Annotated in this window: 14 protein-coding genes, 3 tRNA genes and 1 riboswitch; of the genes, 9 read left to right on the top strand and 8 right to left on the bottom strand. The window is 61.2% G+C overall.

The window, feature by feature from the left end:
• The first annotated feature begins 104 nt into the window (after window positions 1-104).
• Entirely contained in the window at window positions 105-944 is an 840-nt protein-coding gene (locus FCL40_RS13720; RefSeq protein WP_136853877.1) for a 23S rRNA (adenine(2030)-N(6))-methyltransferase RlmJ, read from the top strand.
• 48 nt (window positions 945-992) lie between these two features.
• Here the strand turns inward: FCL40_RS13720 and FCL40_RS13725 are convergent, their stop codons facing one another.
• Together FCL40_RS13725 and FCL40_RS13730 are read right to left on the bottom strand one after the other, a co-directional pair.
• Window positions 993-2687 (bottom strand): sensor domain-containing diguanylate cyclase, encoded by a 1695-nt coding sequence (locus FCL40_RS13725; RefSeq protein ID WP_136853878.1) that lies wholly within the window; start codon window positions 2685-2687, stop codon window positions 993-995.
• 301 nt (window positions 2688-2988) lie between these two features.
• Window positions 2989-3513, bottom strand: coding sequence for a DUF2058 domain-containing protein (locus FCL40_RS13730; RefSeq protein WP_136853879.1), 525 nt, complete (start codon window positions 3511-3513; stop codon window positions 2989-2991).
• A gap of 141 nt (window positions 3514-3654) precedes the next feature.
• Between FCL40_RS13730 and FCL40_RS13735 the strand changes: the two genes are divergently transcribed.
• The 4 genes from FCL40_RS13735 to FCL40_RS13750 all read left to right on the top strand — a co-directional run bounded on the left by FCL40_RS13735 (window position 3655) and on the right by FCL40_RS13750 (window position 5790).
• A complete protein-coding gene (locus FCL40_RS13735; RefSeq protein ID WP_136853880.1) occupies window positions 3655-4764 on the top strand; it encodes a M14 family metallopeptidase in 1110 nt (369 codons plus the stop codon).
• A gap of 171 nt (window positions 4765-4935) precedes the next feature.
• Window positions 4936-5012 (top strand) — tRNA-Pro (locus FCL40_RS13740).
• 125 nt (window positions 5013-5137) lie between these two features.
• Window positions 5138-5214: transfer RNA gene (locus FCL40_RS13745), tRNA-Pro, on the top strand.
• 499 nt (window positions 5215-5713) lie between these two features.
• A tRNA-Pro gene (locus FCL40_RS13750) sits at window positions 5714-5790 on the top strand.
• Window positions 5791-6228: 438 nt separating this feature from the next.
• Here FCL40_RS13750 and FCL40_RS13755 read toward each other — a convergent pair.
• Window positions 6229-9771, bottom strand: coding sequence for a hypothetical protein (locus FCL40_RS13755; RefSeq protein ID WP_136853881.1), 3543 nt, complete (start codon window positions 9769-9771; stop codon window positions 6229-6231).
• Window positions 9772-10256: 485 nt separating this feature from the next.
• Window positions 10257-10341, bottom strand: a riboswitch (cyclic di-GMP riboswitch).
• 428 nt (window positions 10342-10769) lie between these two features.
• Here FCL40_RS13755 and FCL40_RS13760 point away from each other — a divergent pair.
• Window positions 10770-12305: a hypothetical protein gene (locus tag FCL40_RS13760; protein WP_136853882.1), complete on the top strand. Its 1536-nt coding sequence runs from the start codon at window positions 10770-10772 to the stop codon at window positions 12303-12305.
• Between the two features lie 112 nt (window positions 12306-12417).
• Here the strand turns inward: FCL40_RS13760 and FCL40_RS13765 are convergent, their stop codons facing one another.
• From FCL40_RS13765 to FCL40_RS13785, 5 genes are read right to left on the bottom strand one after another with little or no spacing between them, the layout of a single operon-like run.
• Window positions 12418-13629, bottom strand: a complete 1212-nt coding sequence (locus FCL40_RS13765) for a glycosyltransferase (protein WP_169307130.1) — start codon at window positions 13627-13629, stop codon at window positions 12418-12420.
• Window positions 13626-15455 (bottom strand): WecB/TagA/CpsF family glycosyltransferase, encoded by a 1830-nt coding sequence (locus FCL40_RS13770; protein WP_136853884.1) that lies wholly within the window; start codon window positions 15453-15455, stop codon window positions 13626-13628. Before FCL40_RS13770 ends, FCL40_RS13765 begins: the two co-directional genes overlap by 4 nt.
• Before the next feature lie 8 nt (window positions 15456-15463).
• Window positions 15464-16366, bottom strand: coding sequence for a glycosyltransferase family 2 protein (locus tag FCL40_RS13775; RefSeq protein WP_136853885.1), 903 nt, complete (start codon window positions 16364-16366; stop codon window positions 15464-15466).
• Window positions 16363-17679 (bottom strand): O-antigen ligase family protein, encoded by a 1317-nt coding sequence (locus FCL40_RS13780; protein ID WP_136853886.1) that lies wholly within the window; start codon window positions 17677-17679, stop codon window positions 16363-16365. The genes FCL40_RS13775 and FCL40_RS13780 overlap by 4 nt, the downstream gene beginning before the upstream one ends.
• A complete protein-coding gene (locus tag FCL40_RS13785) occupies window positions 17669-18922 on the bottom strand; it encodes a lipopolysaccharide biosynthesis protein (RefSeq protein ID WP_136853887.1) in 1254 nt (417 codons plus the stop codon). The genes FCL40_RS13780 and FCL40_RS13785 overlap by 11 nt, the downstream gene beginning before the upstream one ends.
• Window positions 18923-19113: 191 nt before the next feature.
• On the opposite strand from FCL40_RS13785, the gene FCL40_RS13790 reads away from it, so the two are divergent.
• The 3 genes from FCL40_RS13790 to FCL40_RS13800 all read left to right on the top strand — a co-directional run bounded on the left by FCL40_RS13790 (window position 19114) and on the right by FCL40_RS13800 (window position 23479).
• On the top strand, window positions 19114-20514 hold the full coding sequence (locus FCL40_RS13790) for a mannose-1-phosphate guanylyltransferase/mannose-6-phosphate isomerase (protein WP_136853888.1): 1401 nt from the start codon (window positions 19114-19116) through the stop codon (window positions 20512-20514).
• Between the two features lie 3 nt (window positions 20515-20517).
• Window positions 20518-21924 carry a phosphohexomutase domain-containing protein gene (locus FCL40_RS13795; protein ID WP_136853889.1) on the top strand — a complete coding sequence of 469 codons (1407 nt, stop codon included), beginning with the start codon at window positions 20518-20520 and terminating at the stop codon, window positions 21922-21924.
• 136 nt (window positions 21925-22060) lie between these two features.
• Complete coding sequence (locus FCL40_RS13800; protein WP_136853890.1) at window positions 22061-23479, top strand: undecaprenyl-phosphate glucose phosphotransferase; 1419 nt, start codon at window positions 22061-22063, stop codon at window positions 23477-23479.
• Window positions 23480-23482: the final 3 nt, after the last annotated feature.

Below are 23482 nucleotides of genomic sequence, written 5' to 3' on the forward strand. Positions count from 1 at the left end.
ATCAGCCTGTCACGAGTTGGGCCTAAACCGGCAGATTTGTGTCCCTGCGCTGCGGGCAAGTTGATATACTGCGCCGATTGCAATCCACATGAGCCTCAAACACCATGCTGAGCTACCGCCACAGTTTCCATGCTGGCAACCACGCCGATGTCCTTAAGCACACGGTGCAGGCGTTGATCCTTGAATCCCTTAAGCGCAAAGAGAAGCCCTTCGTCGCCCATGACACCCACTCCGGCGTCGGGCGCTACGATCTGACCTCGGAGCATGCGGAGAAGACCGGCGAGTATGTCGATGGCATCGGCCGCCTGTGGGGAGAGGACTGCCCCGAGGAGTTGCACCCCTACCTGAAGGCGGTGAAGGCCCTCAACCCCAGTGGTAACCTGCGTTACTATCCGGGCAGTCCGTTGCTGACCCGGGCACTGATCCGCGACCAGGACCGCATGGTGCTTACCGAGCTGCACCCCAGTGATTTTCCGCTTCTGAAACAGGAGTTCGCCAGGGATCGTCGGGTTCGGGTGTATCAGGAGGATGGTTACGCCCGCCTCAAGGCGTCGTTGCCACCGCAGGAGCGACGCGGCGTGGTGCTTATCGACCCGCCCTACGAGCTCAAGGGGGAGTACCAGGACCTGGTGAAGGGGGTCAAACAGGGGATCCAGCGTTGGGCCACCGGCACCTATGCCATCTGGTATCCCGTGGTGCGTCGCCAGGAGATCAACCGCCTGGAGAAGGCCCTGGAAGCCAGCGGGATCCGCAAGATCCTGCAGATAGAGCTGAACGTCACCGGTGACACCCACGAGTTTGGCATGACTGGCTCGGGCATGATTGTCATCAATCCCCCCTGGACCCTCGAGCAGCAGATGCTGAAACTGCTTCCCTGGCTCACCGACAAGCTGGCCCAGGATGAACAGGCTAACTTCCGGGTGCGGTGGATCGTGCCGGAGTAGTCTGGGCGATGCCACGGGACCCCGGTTGGGGCCCTGTGGCCGCCGGGGTCAGGCGGGCAGGGGAGTGTCGCTGAACTCGCTGCCAATGCCCGCTTCGCACACCCGGTTTCGCCCCAGCCTTTTGGCCCGGTAGAGGGCGGCATCCGCCTGCTGGTAGATCTGCCGGGAGGATTCGAACTGACCTGGATCCACCATCTTGATGCCGATGGAGGCGGTGATGGGCAGGCTACCGGACGTCAGCGTCAGGGGAGCCTGGGCCAGGCGCAGGCGGATCATCTCGCACTGGGCCGCCAGCCCGGGTTGGTCCGGCGCGGTCAACATGGCGGCAAACTCCTCACCCCCCACCCTGAAACACTGTCCATGCACCAGGGAGACCGCCCGATCGATGATCCCGGCGGCGTGTTTCAGCGCCTTGTCACCGACCTGGTGGCCAAAGCGGTCGTTGATCGACTTGAAGTGATCCAGATCGATCAGCACCAGGGCCCGGGCCTGGCCACTGACCTCGATCTCCAGCTTGTCCAGGGCGTAGCGGAAGCTGCGACGGTTTCTCAGACCGGTCATCGGATCCCGGTAGGCCTGCTCCTTGAGCTTCTGATTCAGCACCTCCAGCTCCCGGTTGCGGGCCATCACCTCCAGGTTGGTCTGGCGGGAGGTGTCACTGCGGGCACTGAGCAGATCGTTTCTAAGTCGGTAGAACTGCCTGGAGATAAGGATGCCCAGCAACTGCATCTCCACGGTAAACAGGCCGCTGAGCAGATACTTGGTATCCAGGGCGATGGGCACCCAGTTCAGTGCATTGGCAAAGCTCAGGCCGATGCAGATCAGCAGGCTGGGCCAGGCCAGTAGGAACAGGAGACTGGTCCAGCCGGGCAGCCGCCAGGCGGTCACCGCGGCACAGCCGCTGAGCAGCGCCAGGATCAGCATCGACAGCGGCACCAGCATCGCCATAGTGGCCCGGGGGACGCCAGTCAGGGTCAGCAACATGGCCACCAGCAGCAGGCCGCTGAGCAGCTGCAGTAGCCGGTGTAGTACTGGGTAGTGTTGACGAATGTTGAGGAAGCGTTCGGCAAACAGGGCCGAGGTCAGAATCAGGCCGGTGTAACTGATCTGCAGTGCCCAGAAATTCAGGGTGGGCCAGCTGGGCCACAGCCAACGGAAACCGAAGCCGTAATAGACGAAGGTGCAGATCAGTGCCGCAGACAGATAGGCGCTGTAGGTAATGAAGTTGATGTTTTTCAACACCATGGACAGGGTCAGTCCATACACCAGCATGATCGCCAGCGAGCCGAAGAACATGCCGAGCAGGAAGTTTTGTGCCAGCTGGGTCTGAGCCCACTCCTCCTTGGTGTGCAGCCGCACCGGTATCCATTCGAAAAAGCCGCTGGCGGTATCGAGTCTGACCCAGACATCGCTGCTCCCGTGGGGGGCCAGGGTCAGTTCGATGGTGGGGGTAACGCTCTGCAGCGGCCGTTGGCTGAAGGGGACCCGGTCGCCCATCGAGTGGTGGCCTGCCAGCTCGGAGAAGACCTCGATGTAGTCCTGAGTGGCGGAGCCAAACTCCAGCAGCCGGGTCCTGGGGTATTCCGAGTGGTTGGTAAGGGAGACTTTCAGCCAGAATGTGGAGTCAGACAGGCCGAAGCGGGCGGTGTTGTCCGTCAGAGGGTGCCATTGAGCGGGGCTCATCCGGGCGATGTCGTAAACGGCAAGGTCGCTGCCGCCGTCCTCGATATAGAAGACCCGCATCTCCACGGTTCCGGCCTGAGTCCAGAACGGCAGGAGTAAAAGGACAAATAGGGCCAACAGACTCTGGCCCTGCTTCCTGTTCAACCACCCAAATCCATTGGCGAATATTGATCCGGAAAATTTATCACCGTCAATATTTTGTTGCACTGTCAGAGATTTGTTGTGTGATCCTGGTCAAGTAAACGGCGGTGTTGAGCCTTGGCAAGAGTCGATTGGCACACTGAGTCAGAGTTGAGCAGCCATTGGGCGATTTCGATGGCGGGCGGGAAAAAGAGGGGCCGGCAAGGGCCGGCCCTCTGGGTTACCACATCAGATCGTCGGGGATCTGGTAGTCGGCGTAGGGGTCGTCCTCCTCCGGGGTGTTCTCCTCCTTCTTGGCCAGAGGAATCACCATGGCGGGGTCACGCTGTTCGATCTTCTCCACCACCTTGGAGGGTACCAGCTCATAGCTCTCCTCCTGGATGACGATGCCCAGTTGGCCGGCAATCAGTTGCTGTTGTTGGGCCTTGGTGACATAGACCTTGGTGATCTTGCCATCGTGGCTGAAGTTGTAGGCGATGTCGCCTCTGCTGCGATCCTGCTTGCTGGTGTCGATCAGTTGTTTTATCTGGGCGAGAATCGCCTTTGCCTCGGCCTCCTCCTGCCTCTGGCGATTCAGCTCACGGTCGCGCTGCTGCTGCTCCCGCTTGCGCTGCTCCGCCAGCTGCTTGGACTCATCGGTCACCGCCTGCTTGGTTTTACGCTGCTTGTGTTTCTCTTTCTTGGCCTTCTGTACCGATTTCTTATCGGCCAGGCCCGCTTTCAAAAGCTGGTCCGCTAACGACATGGTCGCTCCGTCATTATCCGTTTCATACCGCAAGGGCTCAGTGTATCAGTTTGGCGTTCAAACCCAAATGGCGTCATGACTCTGGATTTTCACCGGACACTGGCCTAGTGTGGGGCTTTTCCCTCTAGGCGGTAGCAGGTCATGACAGTCACCACCCAATCACTGGTTGTGGGCCAACAGGCGACGGGGACGGATATCACCGTTCCGGTGATTCGTTTTCAGGGGCAGGGACGTGGCCCGCGCACCTACATCCAGGCCAATGTCCACGGTGCCGAGGTGCAGGGGAACGGGGTGATCCACCACCTGGTGCAGCTGTTTAAGACCCATCCCCCCTTTGGGGATGTGGTGTTGGTTCCCATGGCCAATCCCCTGGGCATCAATCAGAAGAGCGGCGAGTTCACCCTGGGACGTTTCGATCCTGTCAGTGGCGAGAACTGGAACCGTCAGTATCACTTCGATCCGGCACTGGTGCAGCAACTGGCACGGGACATGGCGGACGCCAGTGAGCAGGAACTTGCCCAGGCCCTGCGGCAGGGGATCGCCCGCCAGATCGAGGACAAGCTGGCATCGCCCTTCGGTGTCAAGAGCGGTCAGCACCTGGCGCTCAGGCTGCAGAAGATGGCCCTGGAGGCAGACATCGTGCTGGACCTGCACACTGGTCCCATCTCCGCCCGCCACCTCTATGTGCCCGAGTACGCCAGGGAGCGGGCGCACCTGTTTAATATTCCTCTCAACATCCTGATCCCCAGTGACTTTGCCGGGGCCATGGATGAGGCCAGCTTCAGCCCCTGGTGGCAGCTGTCCGAGGCCCTGGCCAAGCAGGGCAGGGCGTTTCCGGTGATGGTGGATGCCTTTACCCTGGAGCTGGGATCCCAGGAGTACCTGAATGTGGAGGATGCCTACCGGGATGCCCTGGGCATCGTCCGCTACCTTCAGCATCGTGGGGCACTGCCCAAGTTTGATGTCCCGCTGCCGGAGATGACTCAGTATGCCTGTTACCTGGACGATTACCGGGCGGTCTACAGTCCTTGTGGCGGCCAGATTGAATACCTGGCCACCCTGGGGCAACCGCTGGCGCCCGGCGAGCCCCTGGCGCGGGTCTGGCACTTCGATGCCCTGATGACCGGCGACCGGGAGAGCCGGGAACTGACGCTGCCCGAGGCGGTGATCCCAGTTCTGCACTTTGCCTCGGCGAGCGTGCGCCAGGGGACCGAGTTGTTCAAGGTACTCAGTCACCATTTTTTGCTTTGAACCGGATCCCGGACGGCGATTCAATGCGTTAATTTTTAGTCATTTAGACACAATATAATCAGGCTTTGATGTGAAATGCAGCGCTTGACTACGGCGCTGGGCAAAGATAGACCATTTGAACCTTTGGCCCTTGCAAATCTGCCGGGACGGAGTATTATGCGTCCTCGTTGTCGGCCAGTAGCGCAGCCTGGTAGCGCACCGTCATGGGGTGTCGGGGGTCGGAGGTTCGAATCCTCTCTGGCCGACCACTTTTTCTTAAAGTCATTGAAGAGAAAAGATCTTCGATGACTTTCGACCCTGAAAAGTCCTTGGTACTCCGGGTCAAAACATTTCAGAAGCAACTGCGAGCTCTGGAGTGAAAAATCAGTTTTGTCGGCCAGTAGCGCAGCCTGGTAGCGCACCGTCATGGGGTGTCGGGGGTCGGAGGTTCGAATCCTCTCTGGCCGACCACTTTTCAAGCAATCCCGCAGTTCGGAAGGACTGCGGGATTTTTTGCTTTCTCCGCCCCTTAAAAGTACTTCGCACTTTGGGTCGGACCGGAGCGCCGGCCGGGTTAAATCCCTCTGGCCGACCACTATTTGAGAAAAGGCTCTAACGGTAAGTTAGGGCCTTTTTTCGTTATTTCGACCCTGAAACGCGCGGGGCGCTTTTGATCGGACCCTGGCCGGGGGCGGTGGGTCAGGTCGCGTCTCTAGGGGGCGTCAGGTGAGTGGATTTTGCACCCCGGCGGCTGACTGGGCTGTGTTCCCACTATGTCACTCCGGCGAACGCCGGAGCCCAGCGTCCTGGCTCGCAGGGACACGGATGCTCCGACTTGCCGAAGATCGCCGGATTCCAGCATGTTTGTCGTAATATTCACCGTTGAAGTGAGGAATTGGGTAAAGATATAGCACTCGGGCGTTCAAAGGTTGCAATTCCCCGGGGACAGGGTAATATGCGTCCTCGTTGTCGGCCAGTAGCGCAGCCTGGTAGCGCACCGTCATGGGGTGTCGGGGGTCGGAGGTTCGAATCCTCTCTGGCCGACCACTTTTCAAGAAATCCCGCAGTTCGGAAGGACTGCGGGATTTTTGCTTTCTCCGCCCCTTAAAAAGTACTTCGCACTTTGGGTCGGACCGGAGCGCCGGCCGGGTTAAATCCCTCTGGCCGACCACTATTTGAGAAAAGGCTCTAACGGTAAGTTAGGGCCTTTTTTCGTTATTTCGACCCTGAAACGCGCGGGGCGCTTTGGGTCGGACCGGGACGCCGACCGGGCCAAATCCCTCTGGCCGACTACTTAAAAAAACGACTCAGTTTCGTGAGTCGGTTTTTTGCGTAGCTGTTCTCTGAAAGCACTCCAGCGGCATTCGCACAATGTCCCTCCGGCGAACGCCGTAGTCCAGCGCCTTAAGTGGGCTTCTTGCTGGCCCTCCCTCCTCTGAGGTCGCAAAAAAGGCGGCCCTGAGGCCGCCTTGGTGTTGGGAGAGGTTACTTGTTCTGCCAGTGGAGCACTTGGGCCCAGGCCAGGTAGGGCCGGTACCAGGTGACCTTGCCGTACTGGCGCAGCACGTGCTTGTTGATCTCGGTAACGCGGGCATCCCAGGGCGCCAGTTCAGACCAGTCGTAACCTGTGGCGATCTGGTCCCAGCGGGCGCTGATGCCGCCGCCGGCGACGTCGTAGTGCAGCATGCCGGGTGCCATGAACACCTTGTCAGTCAGGGTCTTGGTCAGACACCTCAGGTCGCTGTCATCGGAGGCGTAGCCCTCGTTGTAGGCGGTCACCATGAAGCCGACATCCAGGTGGGCGTGGTTTACGTCCTCCAGCTTGTTGTCACCGCTGCTGTTGAAGGCGTAGTCCCAGGAGCAGGTGCCGTCACTGTTGTAGCGCAGATGGTCTTTGAAGAAGCCCTGGATCTCCCGGACCCGCTGGGCCATCACAGGCTCACCGCCATCCAGCCACTTGTTCACATAGATCATGGCGATGCCCATGGTCATGTCGTGGTTGTAAGGCATGGGGTTGGAGAACAGCCCCGAGTCGCCGTAGTCGCTGTTTTTGTAGTTGACGTAGAAGTAGGACCCCTGAATCGCACTGTTTTTGGTGGTGCTGTAGGAGGAGTCGTGGCTGCGGATGATCCGCGCCGCTTCGGCCAGGTACTGGTCCGCCTTGGCGGTGTACTGGGTCTTGTTGGCCGACTTGATGTAGTCCGCCACCCGGGTGATGCCGTTGAGGATCTGACCGTCACTGAGGACCTCGATACGCCAGCCGTTGTAGGGGCGACGCCAGCCGGGAGCGGCCTTGCCTGGGTTGTTGAGGTAGTACTTGGGCGCCAGGTTATAGGGCTGGCTGCCCAGGTTCAGCTCGCCACGGGCAACCCGCTTCTCGTCGGTGTAGTTGAACATGTGGTCGATCAGTTCAACGGCGTAGTCCAGGTACTTGTCGTCGTTGAAGGTCTTGGCCATGGTCAGGTAGGAGCGCAACCAGTAGTGGCCCTCCCAGGCAAACTTTTTCTGATCGTTACCATTGGTGGTGTTCAGCAAGGGTCTGCCGTTGCCATACACCTTCTCAAACTGGGCGTCCCACTCTGCCTGAGTGGCCAGCAGAGGGCGTGGGGCCACCACGTTTTGGCTGATGGTCAGGAAGTCGCCGGAGCCCACATTGGCCAGGTAGCTGGCGTCGGTGCTGTTGCTCTTGGTTTCGATCACGCCCTGGCTGGCGTTGAAGGTGTAGCCACGGACATTGCTGTCGTTGCTGTAGTCGATCAGGGCCAGGGCCTGCAGGGCACCGCTGCTGTAGCTGCTGCCGTTGCGGAAAGAGGCATCAAAGCTGGCGCTGGTGGATACCGCACCGTTGTTGGCGGATACCGTGGTCTGGCCGTCGGAGGCGGTCAGTACGCCCGACTTGACGTTGATCTCTACGTAACGGGTCTGGTCGAAGGCGAAGCGGTTGTCGATACGAACCACGGATCCACCAAACTTGGCCTCCACGCTGTGGTGGCTGAACGCCAGGTAGTTGCCATTGCCGCTCACCAGGTAGCTCTTGGCATCGGCGTTACTGTCCAGTTGATCCAGCCAGCCAACCACCCGGTACTCACCGCCGGGCTGCCAGGTCTGCAGGTCCAGATAGGCACCGTTGCCGCTGAACTGCACCGCCTTGGCGTCGGCAGGCAGCAGCAGGTCCGCATCCGGGTTGGTGACCGGGGGATCAACCGGGTCAACCGGATCAGTAGGGTCCGTGGGGTCGGTTGGGTCTGTGGGGTCGGTCGGGTCCGTGGGGTCGGTCGGATCCGTCGGTTCAGCGCCGTCACCGGCAGGGTAGAGCGCGTCCCACTGAGCCTGGCCGAAGTGGGTCGGCTCGGGGTTGGACACGGTCAGGTCGCCCTGGAAGTAGTCAGAGCTGCTGGTGTTGTGCACAGTACCGTTGTTGCCGCCCAACTCCACCATGCCCTGCTCGGCGTCGAAGGCGTAGGTGCGTGAGTTGGCAGGGTCGGCGTAATCGATCAGGCTGATCGCCTGCAGGGCACCTTTTGAGTAGCTACCGTTGCGGCGGTAGAGCCAGTCGAAGGCAACCGCAGTCGGGTCGATGGTGCTGCTGCTGGCGGAGGCGGTGGTGGCACCGTCACTGGCGGTCAACTTGCCGTAGTCGATGGTCACATCGATGTAGCGCTGGCCGGCGAAGTCGAATTTGCCCCAGACGCCGGGGAAGTCACTGCCGTACTTCACCTGCACATCTTTGTGGGTAAAGCCGATGAACTCCGAGGTGGCGGAATTGCTCAGCAGGTAGCTGCGGGCACCGGCGTCGCTGTCCAGTTCGGCCAGCCAGGCGACAACCCGGAACTTGCCCTTGGGCTGCCATGGGGCAATTTCACCGTAGTTGTTGACACCGTCGAAGCGAACCGCCTGAGCTGCGATCGCAGGAGGTGTAGGCTCAACGGGATCGGTGGGATCGGTCGGATCAGTCGGATCTGTCGGGTCAATGGGATCCACCGGGTCGGTGCTATCGCCGCTGCCAAAAACTGCCTGCCAATCGGCATCGCTGAAGACACTGCGGTCGGGATTGGTCACCAGGTGGGGACCGGCGGAGTAGTCGCTGCTGCCAACACCTTTGAGGCTATTCACGCCGCTGGCACCACCAACCTCTGCGAGGCCCTGATCGTTGTCGAAGCCGTAGGCCCGGGAGTTGGCAGGATTCACCAGGTCCATCAGGATCAGCGCCTGAACACCGGCCTGGGAGTAGTCCTTGCCGCCACGACGCATCAACCAGTTGTAGCCGACGCTGGTGGGGTCGATGGCACTGTTGCTGGTTGTGTGAGTCACCAGTCCGTCGCTGGCGGTGATCTTACCGAAGTCGACGGTCAGGTCCAGGTAGCGGGTGGTGTTGAAGCTGAACTTGTTCCAAATGCCGGGGAACTGGCCGTTCCACTGTCCCTGAACACTGCCGTGGTTCAGGCCGATGAACTCCTTGGAGCGGGAGTCGCTCAGCAGGATGGTGCGGGTGCCGGCTGCAGGATCCAGCTCGCTCAGGTAGGCGATAACCCGGAACTTACCGGTGGGCTGCCAAGAGGCAATTTCGCCATAGGCGTTGGTACCGTTGAAGCGGGCGGCGGCGGATTGGGTCGCAGGAGTGGGGGCCACCGGGTCGGTCGGCTCCACCGGATCGGTGGGCTCGACCGGGTCTACCGTGCCGTTGCCGAATGCCGCATCCCACTGGCCGTCATCAAAATGCTCAGCAGAGGGGTTGCCGATGGTATGGGGGCCGGTGCGCCAGTCGCCGCTGCCGACCTTTACCAGGGGCGCGAACGAGGCGCTGCCACCCACCTCGGTCATGCCTTGTCCCTGATGGAAGGCGAAGGCGCGCGAGTTGGCGGCATTTCCCAGGTCGATCAACGCCAGCCCCTGCAGGGCACCCTGGGAGTAATCGTTATTGCCGCGGCGGAACAGCCGGTCAAAGCTGACGGCGGTCGGGGTGATGGCGCTGTTGGAGACAGTGGCGCTGGTCACACCGTCGCTGGCGGTGAGTTTGCCGTAATCCACCTGAATCTCCAGGTAGCGGGAGGCGTTGAAGTCGAATTTGTTCCAGATTCCGGGGTATTCTCCTCCCCACTGGCCTTGTACGCTATTGTGGGTAAAAGAGAGAAATTCTCTGGTTGAGGAGGAACTGAGGAGAATCGACCTGTTACTGGCGGTTGGATCCAGCTCGGCAAACCAGGCCATGACCTTGTAGGAGCCACTGGGCTTCCAGGTATCGATTTTGGCGTAGGCATGTTTACCGCTGAAATAGACGGCGTCGGATGCCGAAACGGTCGAAGTGAAAAAAATAGAGAAAAGGAAAATAAAAACAAAGGTGTGCGCTAGCGAGCCACCCTGCCTTAGTGACTTCCCCCAAAAAAACTGCCGAGCAATCATGACAAGCCTCAAAAGTAGGCAGACAAAACGGCAACGTCAGTGAGGGACTGCGACAACAAGACACAACCTCTCTTCTTTACAAGGAGTTGTGTGTCCACAGTACACCATCGACATGAGGTAATCCCGCTATCTTGGGCCGGAGCCTTTAGACCGGAAATGTTGCGTCCTTGGCTTTCGCCAAGTTTGCCTTTGTCTGCTGTCGTGGATATACCTGTCGCTCGCAACATTGGCGTAACCACCCTTATGGTGTGCGAGCGACCCCAGGGCCCGAAGGCGAGGTTAGAATGCCCAACAAGAGATCATAAAACAACCTAATATTTGGATTTATTGGGTTATTTTGAAGCAAAAGTGCAATTATCCAACCTTAAAACAGAGACATCCATGAGTGGTAAAAATTTTGTTATTTACCATGCGTAAAACGTTCTTTATCAGTAATGAATGTTTGTCTTAAGCAGGATTTTTGCGTGATCCAGATCTCGGAATAGATCCTGTCTGAGAGGAAGATACAGCGGGAACCCGCCGCTGAATTTACCCGCTTTGCTGGAGCCTCGTTTGGAGGCTGCCTAAACTTAGCGAAATGGCACAGGTAAAACGGAGGAGGGTGAGTGGCGGATCCTGAGAAACCGTTGGGACATTCGAAGACCAAGGCGCAGCAATCCTTCTCCCGAACCACACCCGGGGAGCTGGCCACCAGGCTGTCAGCTTGCCCGGAGGAGGCACTGCTGCTGGTGGATTTCGACGACACCCTGTGGCTGGCCAACTCCACCGAACAGTTTATTGCCTGTGTTCGCCCGGCGCTGCTGGTGTCCATGGTATTGCAGCTGCTCGACCTGCTGCAGCCGTGGCGCTGGTTTACCCGCGGGGGACACCGGCACTCGCGGGATCTGTTGCGCATCAGGGTTGTCCTCTTACTGTTTCCCTGGTGCCGCAGCCAGTGGCAGCGGGCCGCCCACTCCCTAGGGCCGGATTACCTGAATCAGCCGCTGTGCGCGCTGCTCCGAAGCCACAGGGGGCCGGTGCATCTGGTCAGCTTTGGCTTCGATTTCATTATTCGCCCGATACTGGATGCTGCAAAGCTGGAGTGGCCATTGCTGCTCAGCTCCACCCTGGACAACACCGTGGAGCTGAGGATGAGGGGAAAGGCGGCGGAGCTTCGCGGCCTGCTCGGGCGGGAGCGCCTGGCCGCCAGTTGGTGCCTGACCGACAGCCTGCTGGATCGGGATCTGCTGGAAGCCTGCTCTGTCGGTCTGCTGTGTCAGTGGCCCGAGAGCCGACCCCTGCGAGCCGGGCTGGAGCCGATGCTGCCGCTGGTGTATACCAAGAAGGTTAAGCGGCCGACGGAGAGCTACATCAGCCGCGTCATCTTCGGCCACGACTACCTGACGCTGCTTCTGGTGTTCGCCCTGGGCAGCGCTCAGCCGCTGTCGGTTGCCGCCAGCCTGTTCTGTTTCCTGCTGGCTTACTTCAGCGCCTATGAGATCGGCTATTTCGAAAATGACCGGCTGGGACTGCTCTACGAGGAGAAGCCCAAGGTCAGTCCGGAGTATGGGTCACTCGCCGAGGCCTTCCGTCCATGGTTTGCCTGGAGCTGTGCGGCCCTGTTTGCCCTTCCGGGCGCCTGGCTGGCCAGGGACCTGAGCTGGATCACCAGCAATCTGGCCCCGACCCCGATGGAGAGCGCCGCGGCGGTGTGGATGGTCTTCATGTCACTGCTTGTGGCGGTGCGTGTGGTGTTCGCCTGGTTCAACCGCATCCGGGAGCGGGGTCGAGTGGTGCCGATGCTGCTGTTGCAGCTGGCCAGAACCGCCGGCTATCTGGTGATCTTTTCCACATCGCTGGTCGGCGCCCTCTACTGCTTTACCCACAGTGTCTCCAAGTGGATCCCCTATGTGACCTACCGGTTTGGCGGCGAGCGCAAGGGGATGCCGTTGCATCTGATGAACGGGCTGTTGCTGATCATGCTGTTGCTGGTGTGTTGGCTGGCTGGTGGTGTCCAGTTGGCGCAGCTGCTTCAATGGCATGCCTGGGTGATACTGGGCTATGTCCTTCTCCGGGCTGCGAAAGATCTGTGGGGATTTCGGTCGTCCCTGGTTCCCATCAGGCCGGCGAAGAGTCAGAAGCTGCCCCTGACCGGTGAAACCAGTCAGGATGAAAGTCCTTGAAGCCCGCTGATCTTGGTTGAATTAGGTTGTGCCACCCGGCACCGGAAAGGGGGCTGTGCGCGTCCGGGGCACTCTGTGTCCTGGGTGTTCGGCGTTGACGACGAGCGGCGCCTCAGGAAACGGCATCACCGACGGTGCCGAGCAGGGTAGAGAGGCTGAGATCCCTGTTGTACTCCTCGATATGGGAGCGTCGGCTGAATTTCTCGGCAACAACATCCTGGTGGGCCAGCAGCCATTCCCGGTAATCTCTCTGGCTGCTCAGCAGCCTTTCCATCGCCTCTGCCACCGAGTCATCACAATAGGGATCGGCCATCACCCGCGCCGGGATCTCCTCCAGGAAGCCGTCGATGCCGGTCTCCTTGGAGTGCAGTATGGGCACGCCGCTCATCAGGGCTTCGACGTAGACCATGCCGAAGGTTTCATCCACGCTGGGCAGCACCATGCCGCCATAGCGCGGCAGCTGCGCCAGCAATTGGGTGTTGTCCATCTCGCCGACAAGGGTGACCCTGTCCTCGACCCCCTGTGCCGCGATCATCTGCCGGGCCTGGCGCATGGCGGCACCGCTGCCTCCGCCGATGATGTCCAGCTTCAGCTTGGGATGGCGGGGCGCCAACCGCGCCACCGCCGTCAGCAGTTTCGCCAGCCCCTTCTTCTTCAGCACATTGAGATCCATGATGCTGACCAGGTGATCCTCCCTGAAGTCCGGGGTGATCACCCAGTGACGCTCGGCGACGAAGTTGGGCAGCAGTTTCTGCTTGTTGGGGTCGATGGTGAATCTGGCATTGAGCAGAGGCTTGAACCAGGCCGACACATAGTAGATGCGTGCGGCATCCCGGAGCTGGCGGCGGAAAAACAGGTCGTAGTGGGGCTTGAACCTGAGGATCTTGGCTTCCGCCTCGCCTCGGACCGACAGCACCAGGGGAACCCCAAGCCAACGTGACAGCCACCAGCCGGCGATCCCCTCGAAGGCAAACTTGTGGGCATGGACGAGGTCGACGTGGAGCCGCTCACGGCGAATCTGGCGGCGTATGCGCCAGGCCAGCAGGGTCATGGAGAGGAACAGCAGCATGCCCCAGGGCAGTCCCCAGTACTGCATCGACGTAACCTTGGGATCGCCCTCGTCATCCCCTTCGAGGGCGTTGACGGCAAAAGGGTTGCTGGTGCGCCTCAGGGCAAACACCCGGTAGTCCACATCAGGGTTGGCCCGGATAAAATGGCGCACGGCCGGGGTGTTGGAGTCCCGGTTCAGCGAGGGGTACTCCACTGCCAGGTGCAGCACCCGCTTACGCGTTCTCGTCTGGCTGGAATCAGGGGTGCCGGTCACGATTGATCTCCCCAGGCGTTGAACAGAAAGCTGAGATTGCCCAGCAGATAGCGGCGCCACATCCGCCTGGGTTCCTGGGCCAGCCGATAGGCCCATTCGACCCGAATGGCTCTCATCCACGGCGGTGCCCGGCTGACCCTGCCGGCGGTGAAATCAAACAGGGCGCCGACGCCGATGGCCAGGGTGGCGCCGGTGGCCTCCAGGTGCGTCTCTATCCACTGCTCCTGACGGGGATTGCCCATGGCGACCACCACCAGGTTGGCACCGCTTTGGCGGATGGTATCGCAGATCCCGGCCTGGGCCGACTCCGGGGCAAAGCCGTGATGGAAACCGACCCATTGGTGCCGGGGGAACCGGCTGCGCCACACCTCAAAGCAGCCCTGAACACTCTGCTGATCCGCTCCCAGCAGAAACACCCGCAGTTGGTGGCGGCTCTCCGCCAGGTACCTTGGGGTAAAGTCGGTGCCGTTGAGATTCTCCTGGAAGCCTCGGCCATACTTCCAGCGGCTGGCGATCTCCACCCCGACGCCATCGTTGACCACCAGGAATCGGTTGAGGATGGTGCGAAACTCACCGTCCTGCCGGGCCAGGTTGATGGTGTGGGCGTTGGCGTAGGCCATCTTGACCGGCGTATGGCTGTCGATGGCGTCATCCAGGTGGTGGATGATCTCTTCACCACTGCGGGCGTCCATCGCGACCCCCTGGATCACCCTGGGCACGGTGAGTTGCTCCCGGTAGGCCTGGATGAAGCGGCTGGCCAGCCCCGGCCAGGCGTAGCGCTGTGCCGCGGTCATCGCCTGTTGACGCAGCTGTGGGTAGCCGTCGCGGCACCCAAGCATAAACTGGTGCAGTTGATCGGTCGCCGCCTCCGGGGCGTCGAAATCCACCAGGGTGCCGATCCCGGCCCTCTCCACGATGCGGCGAAAGCTGGGGATGGGGGAGGCCAGGGGAATGAGTCCGGCGGACATCCCCTCGACCAGAGTCAGGCCGAACCCCTCGTACTCAGAGGCACTGACGATGAAGCTGGCTGTACCAATCCTCTTCCGGATCGCCGCGTCGTCGAGGTCCGTCTCGATGCTGACCCAGGGTTCAAGCTGCAGCTGTGCCCTCAGCGCCAGCAGTGCATCGAGGTTGCCGTCCCAGTCGCGTCCGATGATAGACAGCCGCACGTCGGGGTGTCGGCGCCGCAGCCTGTCCATGACGAGCAGCAGCCGGTCGATCCGTTTGTTGTCCGAGAACCGCCCCAGGCAGAGCAGATGGGGAGTCCAGGCTTTGCTACCGGCATCGGTAAACTTGTCCAGCTCCACGCCGTTTTCCAGCAGTTGCAGCCGGTCGCCGGCCAGGGGGCGGAACAGGGCCTCATCGTTTACGCTGCAGGCAAATACCCTGGTGTAGGCGCTCAGGGTGTACCGGGTGATCAGCTGGAAGTAGAGCCGTTTAAAACTCTGGGCGAATTTGGTGTGGAAGTAGCCGCCGTGGGTGGAGAGGCACAGGGGCTTGCGATGCCGGCGGCGGGTGAGAGCCAGGAAGTCGGCGAAGAAGTCCACGCCGTGGACGTGGATCAGGTCGAAGCTGGCCAGGTGTTTGAGCACCGAGGGCGCCAGGGGATACTTGTAACTGCCCCGGTAGGGGATGCGGATCACCGGTATGCCGTCCACCAGCTCCTGATCGGCCAAGGGGGGCTGGTCTTGGTGGAACACCCGGTCCAGAGTGAGCACCCGGGCGTCCACCCCCTGTCGGCGCTGTTCCCGGACCAGGCAGCGGACGAAGTTCTCCAGTCCACCGACGGCCGGAGCAAACTGTCTCACCAGGTGAAGGATTCGCATCGGCTCCCCTATTTGTAGATCTCAACCGGAGGTGTATTGATGAAGAAGCGCACCTTGCCCCAGTTTGCCCGCATCTTCATCAGGTAGCGGAAGCTGCGCCTGGCACTCAGTGGCCCACAGACCAGCGCCAGGCTTCCGGCAACGGCCGCCTGGGCCGCCGCCCGGGTGCAGTGCCACACCCTGGCGGGCAGAGGCAGTGCGGAGAAGAAGATCACCGCATAGGTTTCACCGATTCGGGTCGCCTTACGCATCAGGTAGTCCCGGTTGAGTCGGTTCTCTTCAACGGTCTCAGACACCCTGGCTTCCCGGCAGGCAACGATCTTGGCCCCTGAGCGGTGCATGCGGTTGAAGAACTGGGTGTCACCGCCACCGGTGATGCCAAACCTGATGTCGAAAGGCGCCTCGGGATCCGGCAGCACCCGCCGGTTCACCAGGGCATTGCAGGTGGAGCCCACATTCATCACCGTCCCGGTCGGAGGGGTGAATTTACGGAAATAGTCGCCCTCCAGGATCCACTCGGGCGTCTGAGGCGGATAGTGAATCTGCACCGCGCCCAGCACCACGTCGGCGTCGTGGGCCTGGGCGCAGGCCAACAGCGAAGCCAGCCAATCGGGCTCGGCAATTTCGTCATCATCGATGAAGGCCAGCCAGTCACCCGAGGCGTTCTTGACCGTGGTATTCCTGGCGCAGGAGATGTTCTTCTCCGGTTGCACCTCGTAAAGCACCTTGAAGGTCACACTGCGCCGGAAGCGGTCCACCAGCGCCTTGGCCGAGCCCTGGGCGTCGTTGTCGGCGATGGATATCTCCATGGCGACACCCGGTGGCAGTCTCTGTGCCTGCAGGCTGGAGAGGGTGTCGAGCAACTGGGGTCTCTTGTAGGTACACAGGCAGACGCTGATGGTTGCCGTCATCGGGCTCTCTCCTTGTCCATGTAAAGCCGGGCAATAAGGGCCAGCATAAGCAGTTGAATCACCCACAGGGAGTGACTGCCGCGCAGCAGGCTGCTTTCGGTGATGTTATGCAACAGGGTTAATAGTAGTAGGATCCAGCAGAGGGTGAAGAGCCCGGGGTGTTGCGCCCGGATGGCACCGGACTGACGAGCAAACTGAACAATAACCAGCAGATAGACCATCAGGCCCATCACCCCAAGCTTGGCCAGCAGGTCCAGGTAGCCGTTGTGTCCCTGGTTCAGCAGGGTCAGGAATCCACGGCCGTGGACGATGTTGGGTGAGTTCAGCCCGATCCCCCAGAAGGAGCCGTAGCCATGGCCGAGCAACCAGCGCTTGTCGATCTGCTCCAGCAGGAACGCCCAGATATAGTCCCGCCCGGTAAAGCCGGTGTCCGACATGAACAGTGCCAGAAACTGCTTGATGTGCCAGTCATTCCAGGCCAGCAGGATAAACACCGACAGCACAGTCACCAGGGTCACCCCCAACATCAGCAACCCCAGGTTGAGCCTGAAGCCCCGGGACAGCGTCTGGGCACCGAAGATGATCCCCGGCACCAGAAAAAGCAGGCCGATGGAGGTCTTGGAAACCGACAGCAGCAGCAGCCCAAACCACAGCAGTAGGTAGAGGTTGTTGTAGAAACGGCTGATGCTCTCCCTGTGGAAGTGGCGCACCGCCATGCCGAAAAACAGGGCCGTCAGCGCCACCGCCCCCATCACGTTTTTGTGTCCGTGTATGCCGTAAAAGTAACCCTCGATGTCGAAGCTGCCCAGGCCCACGGCCACCAGGTTCAGCCCCAGCGCCAGGGTGCCCATGCGATAGACGATCAATGGCAGCTGGTAGGGGCTGCGCAGGTAACAGACCCCGACAAAGATGGTGGTGATCACGAAGATCAGCAGCACAGAGCGGCGAAAGGCGATCCCCGGGGCCAGGGCCCAGAGCACGCTGATCAGCGCGAGGGCGGCGATGAGCAGCAGCGGCCATTGGGCCAGGATGATCCGTTGGAAACGCTCGGGCTGGCGGGCCACCATGTACACGGACAGCCCCATCAGGGCAATCCAGAACAGCTGATTGAACCTGTTGCCGGTGGAGGTGCTGGCGGAGTGGGCGCTCAGGTCGAGATCCTCCAGCTCTACCGCCGCCTCCAGCTGAGGAGTCAGGACGTCGAAGGAGAGGGCGGTCACCAAGGCGATGATCAGCACCGCCAGCACGTTGTTCAGGGTAGACACCCGGCTGTCCCGGCCGGCAAACCAGTTGAACAGGCGCTCAAGGATCATGGGTCACCCTCGGGCTGAGGGGCAGAGGCGGCTGGGGCTGCAGCAGCTTGATGATGTACCCGAAGGCCACCGCCTCCCCAAGAATGACCGACAGCACCACCCACTCCCCACCATGGGTGAGGCCGATGATGGCCAGGGTGGTCAGGGCAAAGGCGGCGCCCCACAAGGTGGCCTTGGCCAGGGGCTTGAAGCGGTTCTGCGCCTGGATGGCGGCGCTGCTGGTGGCCCTGAGGTGAAACAGCAGGGTCACTATGGCCCACTGCAGGGTGACCCAGCCCACGCCGTGGTACTCATGGGAGAACAGGTGCCGATCCATCAGTGGCCAGAACAGCCACAGGGTCAGGCCAAACAGCAGGTTGAACAGGGTAAAGCCGAGCAGCCCCTGGCGGACCAGCCTGAAAAAGGCCCCCTGGTTCCCCTCGGCGTTGAGACGGGCCAGGGTGGGTTTGGCCACCCGGGTCCAGGCGGAGGTGATGATGTTCAAGGGGCCGAAAAACACCCGGCCGGCCTGGATGAAGCCGACCATGGCGGAACCGAACAGCAGCCCCACCACGAAGATGTAGCCACGGTTCTGAATCTCGGTGGTGGTGACGCCGACCAGGGACCAGCGGGACTGCTGCCATACCGGGGCATACACCCGTGCCAGCCTGCGCCACCCCAGGGGCCGCAATAACGGGACCTCCTTGGCCAGCAGGTAGCAGAGGCTCAGCAGCTGGCTCATGCACAGCAGCCACAGCAGCTGATTCAGCGAGAAGTCGCCCCACCCCTGTTGCCACCACAGCCAGGCGCCGCCGAGGGCAAACAGCATGACAAAGGCCATATCGGCCCACATCACCGGCATCAGGTCCAGCTCGGCGGACCATCGGCAGCGCAGGTACTCCCGCAACAACCGGACGACGAAGAACAGGGTGATCAGCAGCGGGGAGGCATAGGACTGGTTGAAGCCGGGCAGCAACTGCAGCAGCAGGCAGAGCAACGCCAGGGACACCAGAAACATCAGGTTGCCCTGGGACAGGGCACGCCTCAGGGCGTCGGGGTTCTTTCGGGCCGGAATCAGCACCGAGTAGGGGGTGTTGATCAGGGCATTTTGCAGGCTGATGAACACGAAGCCCAGGGTAAACAGGATCGAGTAGACGCCGAACATCGCCGGAGTCCAAAACTTAATCAGCAGCAGGTTTAGACCGAAGTTGAAGGCACTCAGCAGCCCCTGGTCGATGGCAGACACCATTACCTTGGTTTTCACCTTACCTCCCTCTCGCCACCGTTCATTTCATATCGCTGCAAGCACCTGATTTTTAGCTTAGACCGAGAATGGGTTTCCTGCGTGTTTTCCCACTCTCGGCGGCGCGTGTTAAATCCGCTGCTATTCTTTAGCCCATGGATCAATGAGGTCCCGACGCGCCGGGGCCGGATGGCAATGGAGCAGGCACAACGATGGCGACTCTACTCCCCGTGGTATTGGCCGGTGGTGCCGGCACCCGACTCTGGCCCCTGTCCCGCACCCTGTTTCCCAAACAGTTTCTTCCCCTGGCCGCACAGCAGTCGATGTTGCAGGAAACCCTCAACCGCCTGGGGGACCTGGAGACGGTTCCACCGACAGTGATCTGCAATGAGGAGCACCGCTTTATCGTGGCGGAGCAGCTGCGTGCCATCGGCCGGGTGGGACAGATCCTGCTGGAGCCGGTGGGGCGCAACACCGCCCCCGCCCTGGCCCTGGCGGCGCTGTTGCAACAGCAGGAGGATCCCCTGCTGATGGTGCTGGCGGCGGATCACGTCATTACCGACACCGAAGCGTTTACCCGGGCGGTTGAGGCGGCCACCCCCCTGGCGGAGGCCGGGGCCCTGGTGACCTTTGGGGTGGTGCCCGACTCCCCCCACACCGGCTATGGCTACATCCGCCGCGGTGACGCCTGTGACGGCGGCTTCAGGGTCAGTCAGTTTGTCGAGAAGCCGGATGCAAAGAGGGCGCAGGCCTATCTCAGCAGCGGTGAATACTATTGGAACAGCGGTATGTTCCTGTTCCGTGCCAGCCGCTACCTGCAGGAGCTGGGACAACACCGGCCTGAGATTCTGAGCGCCTGTCAGGGGGCCGTCTCTGACATCAGCCGGGATCTGGATTTTGTCCGGGTCGCCACCGAGGCGTTCGAGGCCTGCCCGGAAGACTCCATCGACTATGCGGTGATGGAGCATACGGAGGCCGCGGTGATGGTGCCGCTGAATGCCGGCTGGAGCGACGTCGGGGCCTGGTCCGCCCTGTGGGATGTACGCGAGCACGACGAACGTGGCAATGCCCTGCGCGGCGATGTGCTGCTGCATGATTGCGATAACTGCCTGATTCAAGGGGATGATCGCCTGATTGCCGCCGTGGGGGTGGACGACCTGGTGGTGGTGGACACCCAGGATGTGCTGCTGGTGGCCCGCCGGGAGCGGGCCCAGGAGGTTAAGCACCTGGTGGAGAAGCTTAAGGCCCAGGGCCGGGAGGAGGTGATCTGCCACCGCAAGGTGTTTCGCCCCTGGGGCAATTACGACTCCATCGATCATGGCCAGCGCTATCAGGTCAAGCACATCACGGTGAAACCCGGGGCCAAGCTGAGTGTGCAGATGCACCATCACCGGGCCGAGCACTGGGTGGTGGTGTCGGGCACCGCCCGGGTCACCAACGGCGAGCGCACCTTCCTGGTGACGGAAAACGAGTCGACCTACATCCCTGTCGGGGTGGTCCATGCCCTGGAGAATCCGGGCAAGGTGCCGCTGGAGCTTATCGAGGTGCAGTCGGGGTCCTACCTTGGGGAGGATGACATCGTGCGCCTGCAGGACAACTACGGACGGACATGATCCATGGAGAGACTCAGCTGCTTCAAGGCCTATGACATCCGCGGGCGCCTGGGTGATGAACTGAATGAAACCATCGCCTGGCGCATTGGCCGCGCCTTTGCCCGTTACCTCAACGCCCAGACCGTGGTGGTGGGCGCCGACATGCGACTGAGCAGTGACGGACTCAAGCAGGCGCTGGCGCGCGGGCTGATGGAGGAGGGGTGCGACGTTATCGACATCGGCATGGTGGGAACCGAAGAGGTCTACTTCGCCACCCGCTACCTGGATGCCGACGGCGGCATCGAGGTGACCGCCTCCCACAACCCCAAAGATTACAACGGCATGAAATTGGTGCGGAGTCAGAGTCGGCCGATCTCAGGCGACAGCGGCCTCCATGAGATCCGCCGCCTGGCGGAGCAGGCCAGGTTCGAGGAGGTGCCTCCGGCACAGATGGGCCGCTTGCGCGGCTGCAACCCGCTGGATGAGTATGTGGCTCACCTGCTCGGCTACGTCGATACCTCGGTGCTGAAGCCGATGACCCTGGTGATGAACGCCGGCAACGGCGCCGCCGGTCACGTGGTGGACGCCATCGAGTCGGTGTTCGAGCGCCGCGGCGTCCCGGTCAAGTTCGTCAAGGTGCACCATCAGCCCGACGGACATTTCCCCAACGGCATTCCCAACCCGCTGCTGCCGGAAAACCGGGCGGCTACCAGTGAGGCGGTGCTGGCCCATGGCGCACAGATGGGAATCGCCTGGGACGGCGACTTCGACCGCTGCTTCCTGTTCGATGAGCGGGGCCGCTTTATCGAGGGGTATTACATCGTCGGCCTGCTGGCCCAGGCCTTCCTGGCCCGTCATCCCGGCGCCCGCATCATTCATGATCCGAGGCTGCTCTGGAACACCGTCGAGGTGGTTCGTCAGGGCGGCGGCGTGCCGATCCAGTCCAAGACCGGGCACGCCTTCATCAAGGAGCGGATGCGCGCCGAGGACGCGCTCTATGGCGGCGAGATGAGCGCCCATCACTATTTCCGAGAGTTTGGCTATTGCGACAGCGGCATGATCCCCTGGCTGCTGGTGTGTGAGCTGATCAGCCGGCGTGGTCAGAGCCTGGCCCAGATGGTGGAACAGCAGATCCGTGCCTACCCCTCGTCCGGCGAAATCAACTTCAGGCTGCCGGCTCCGGCCAAGTCCCTCAACCGGGTGGTGCAGCACTATCGTCACCAGGCCCGGGAGCTGGATGAAACCGATGGCATCAGCATGAGCTTCGATGGCCCGGAGGGGGAGTGGCGCTTCAACCTGCGCAGCTCCAACACCGAGCCTGTGGTGCGCCTCAATGTGGAGTCCAGGGGGGACGAGGCCCTGATGCGGCGCAAGACCGATGAGCTCAAAGGGCTGTTGACCGGCGACGGGCAGGGTGGTGGCAACCCTTGAGGCTCCCGGTCTAATTTGTTGGTTTCCACTGAAAATTTTCGTCTACGCTTTATAGGTACAGGGATGGGATAAGCAGGGATGGCGCCTTGACGCCGGGCATGGGGTCCGGCTGCTGCCTGGGAGCGGGACAACGGCTATGCACTCAGCATCACCGCCACACAAGGGAATGAGCTTCACCCGGTTTCACGGCTTCGCCGTGCTGTTCCGCCTGGTGGACATGGTCATCGTCCCCTTCAGTCTGTTGCTGGCTCAGGCGGTTGCGGGGCGTCAACTCGATGACCCCCTGTTGGCCTCGATCCTGGCCATTGCCGGGTTCTCCTTCTTTGCTGAATCCCTGTCCCTCTATCGTTCCTGGCGCTCCACCCGGCTGATGAAACTGCTAGCGACCAACTTTGCCGCCTGGTTTCTGGCGGGGCTGTTTGTGCTGACCTGCTCTTACCTGGTGCCCGCCAGGCTGTCCATCGACAGCGAGATCCTGATCCTGTGGGCGGTGGTCGGACTGCTGGTGTTCGGCACCTTCCGTATCCTGGGCCGGCAGTTGATCTTCTCCCTGAGGCGACGGGGCTATAACACCCAGACCGCCGCCATCCTGGGGGTCACCCGTTCGGGCCTGGCCATGGCCAGGAGCCTCGAGGAGAATCCGCAGCTGGGGATTCGGCTTATCGGCTTCTTCGACGATCGGGAGCCGGGACGGTTTGACGGGATAGGGGAGAGGCAGCCCGTTCTTCTTGGCAATATCGATCAGGCCATCAAGCTGGCTCGCAGCAATGCGGTGGACGTGCTCTATATCGCCATGCCGATGCGGGCCGAGGAGCGGATTACCGAGATCCTGATGATGTGCGGGGACAGCACCGCCTCGGTGCACATCATTCCGGACTTTTTCGTTTACAACCTGTTGTATGCCCGTTGGCATGAGGTGGGTGAGGTGCAGTCCCTCAGTGTCTATGACTCGCCCCTGGATGACCTGACCAGCTGGGTGAAGCGGGTGGAGGATATCCTGCTGGCCACGGTGATACTGACGATCGTCGCCCTGCCGATGCTGGTGATCGCCCTGGTCATCAAGCTGACGTCGGCGGGACCTGTGCTGTTCAAGCAGCACAGGTATGGCCTGGATGGCCGAAAGATCGAGGTATGGAAGTTTCGCTCCATGACCTCCCAGGACAATGGCCCCGTGGTGCAGCAGGCCGTCCGCAACGACCCCAGGGTCACCCGGTTCGGCGCCTTCCTGCGCCGCACCTCGCTGGATGAGTTGCCCCAGTTCTTCAACGTCCTCGCCGGCCAGATGTCGGTGGTCGGCCCCAGGCCCCATGCGGTGGCCCATAACGAGGAGTACCGGGCGCTGATCAATGGCTACATGTTGCGCCATCACATGAAGCCGGGCATCACCGGATGGGCGCAGATCAACGGCTGGCGGGGGGAGACAGACACGCTGGAAAAGATGCAGAAAAGGCTGGAGTTTGATCTGGCCTACATTCGCAACTGGTCGGTATGGCTGGATATAAAGATTGTTATTCGTACTGTTTTTCAGGGGTTTACAAGCTCCAACGCTTACTAAGGA

The organism is Ferrimonas sediminicola (assembly GCF_005116715.1).
Classification (GTDB): Bacteria; Pseudomonadota; Gammaproteobacteria; order Enterobacterales; family Shewanellaceae; genus Ferrimonas; species Ferrimonas sediminicola.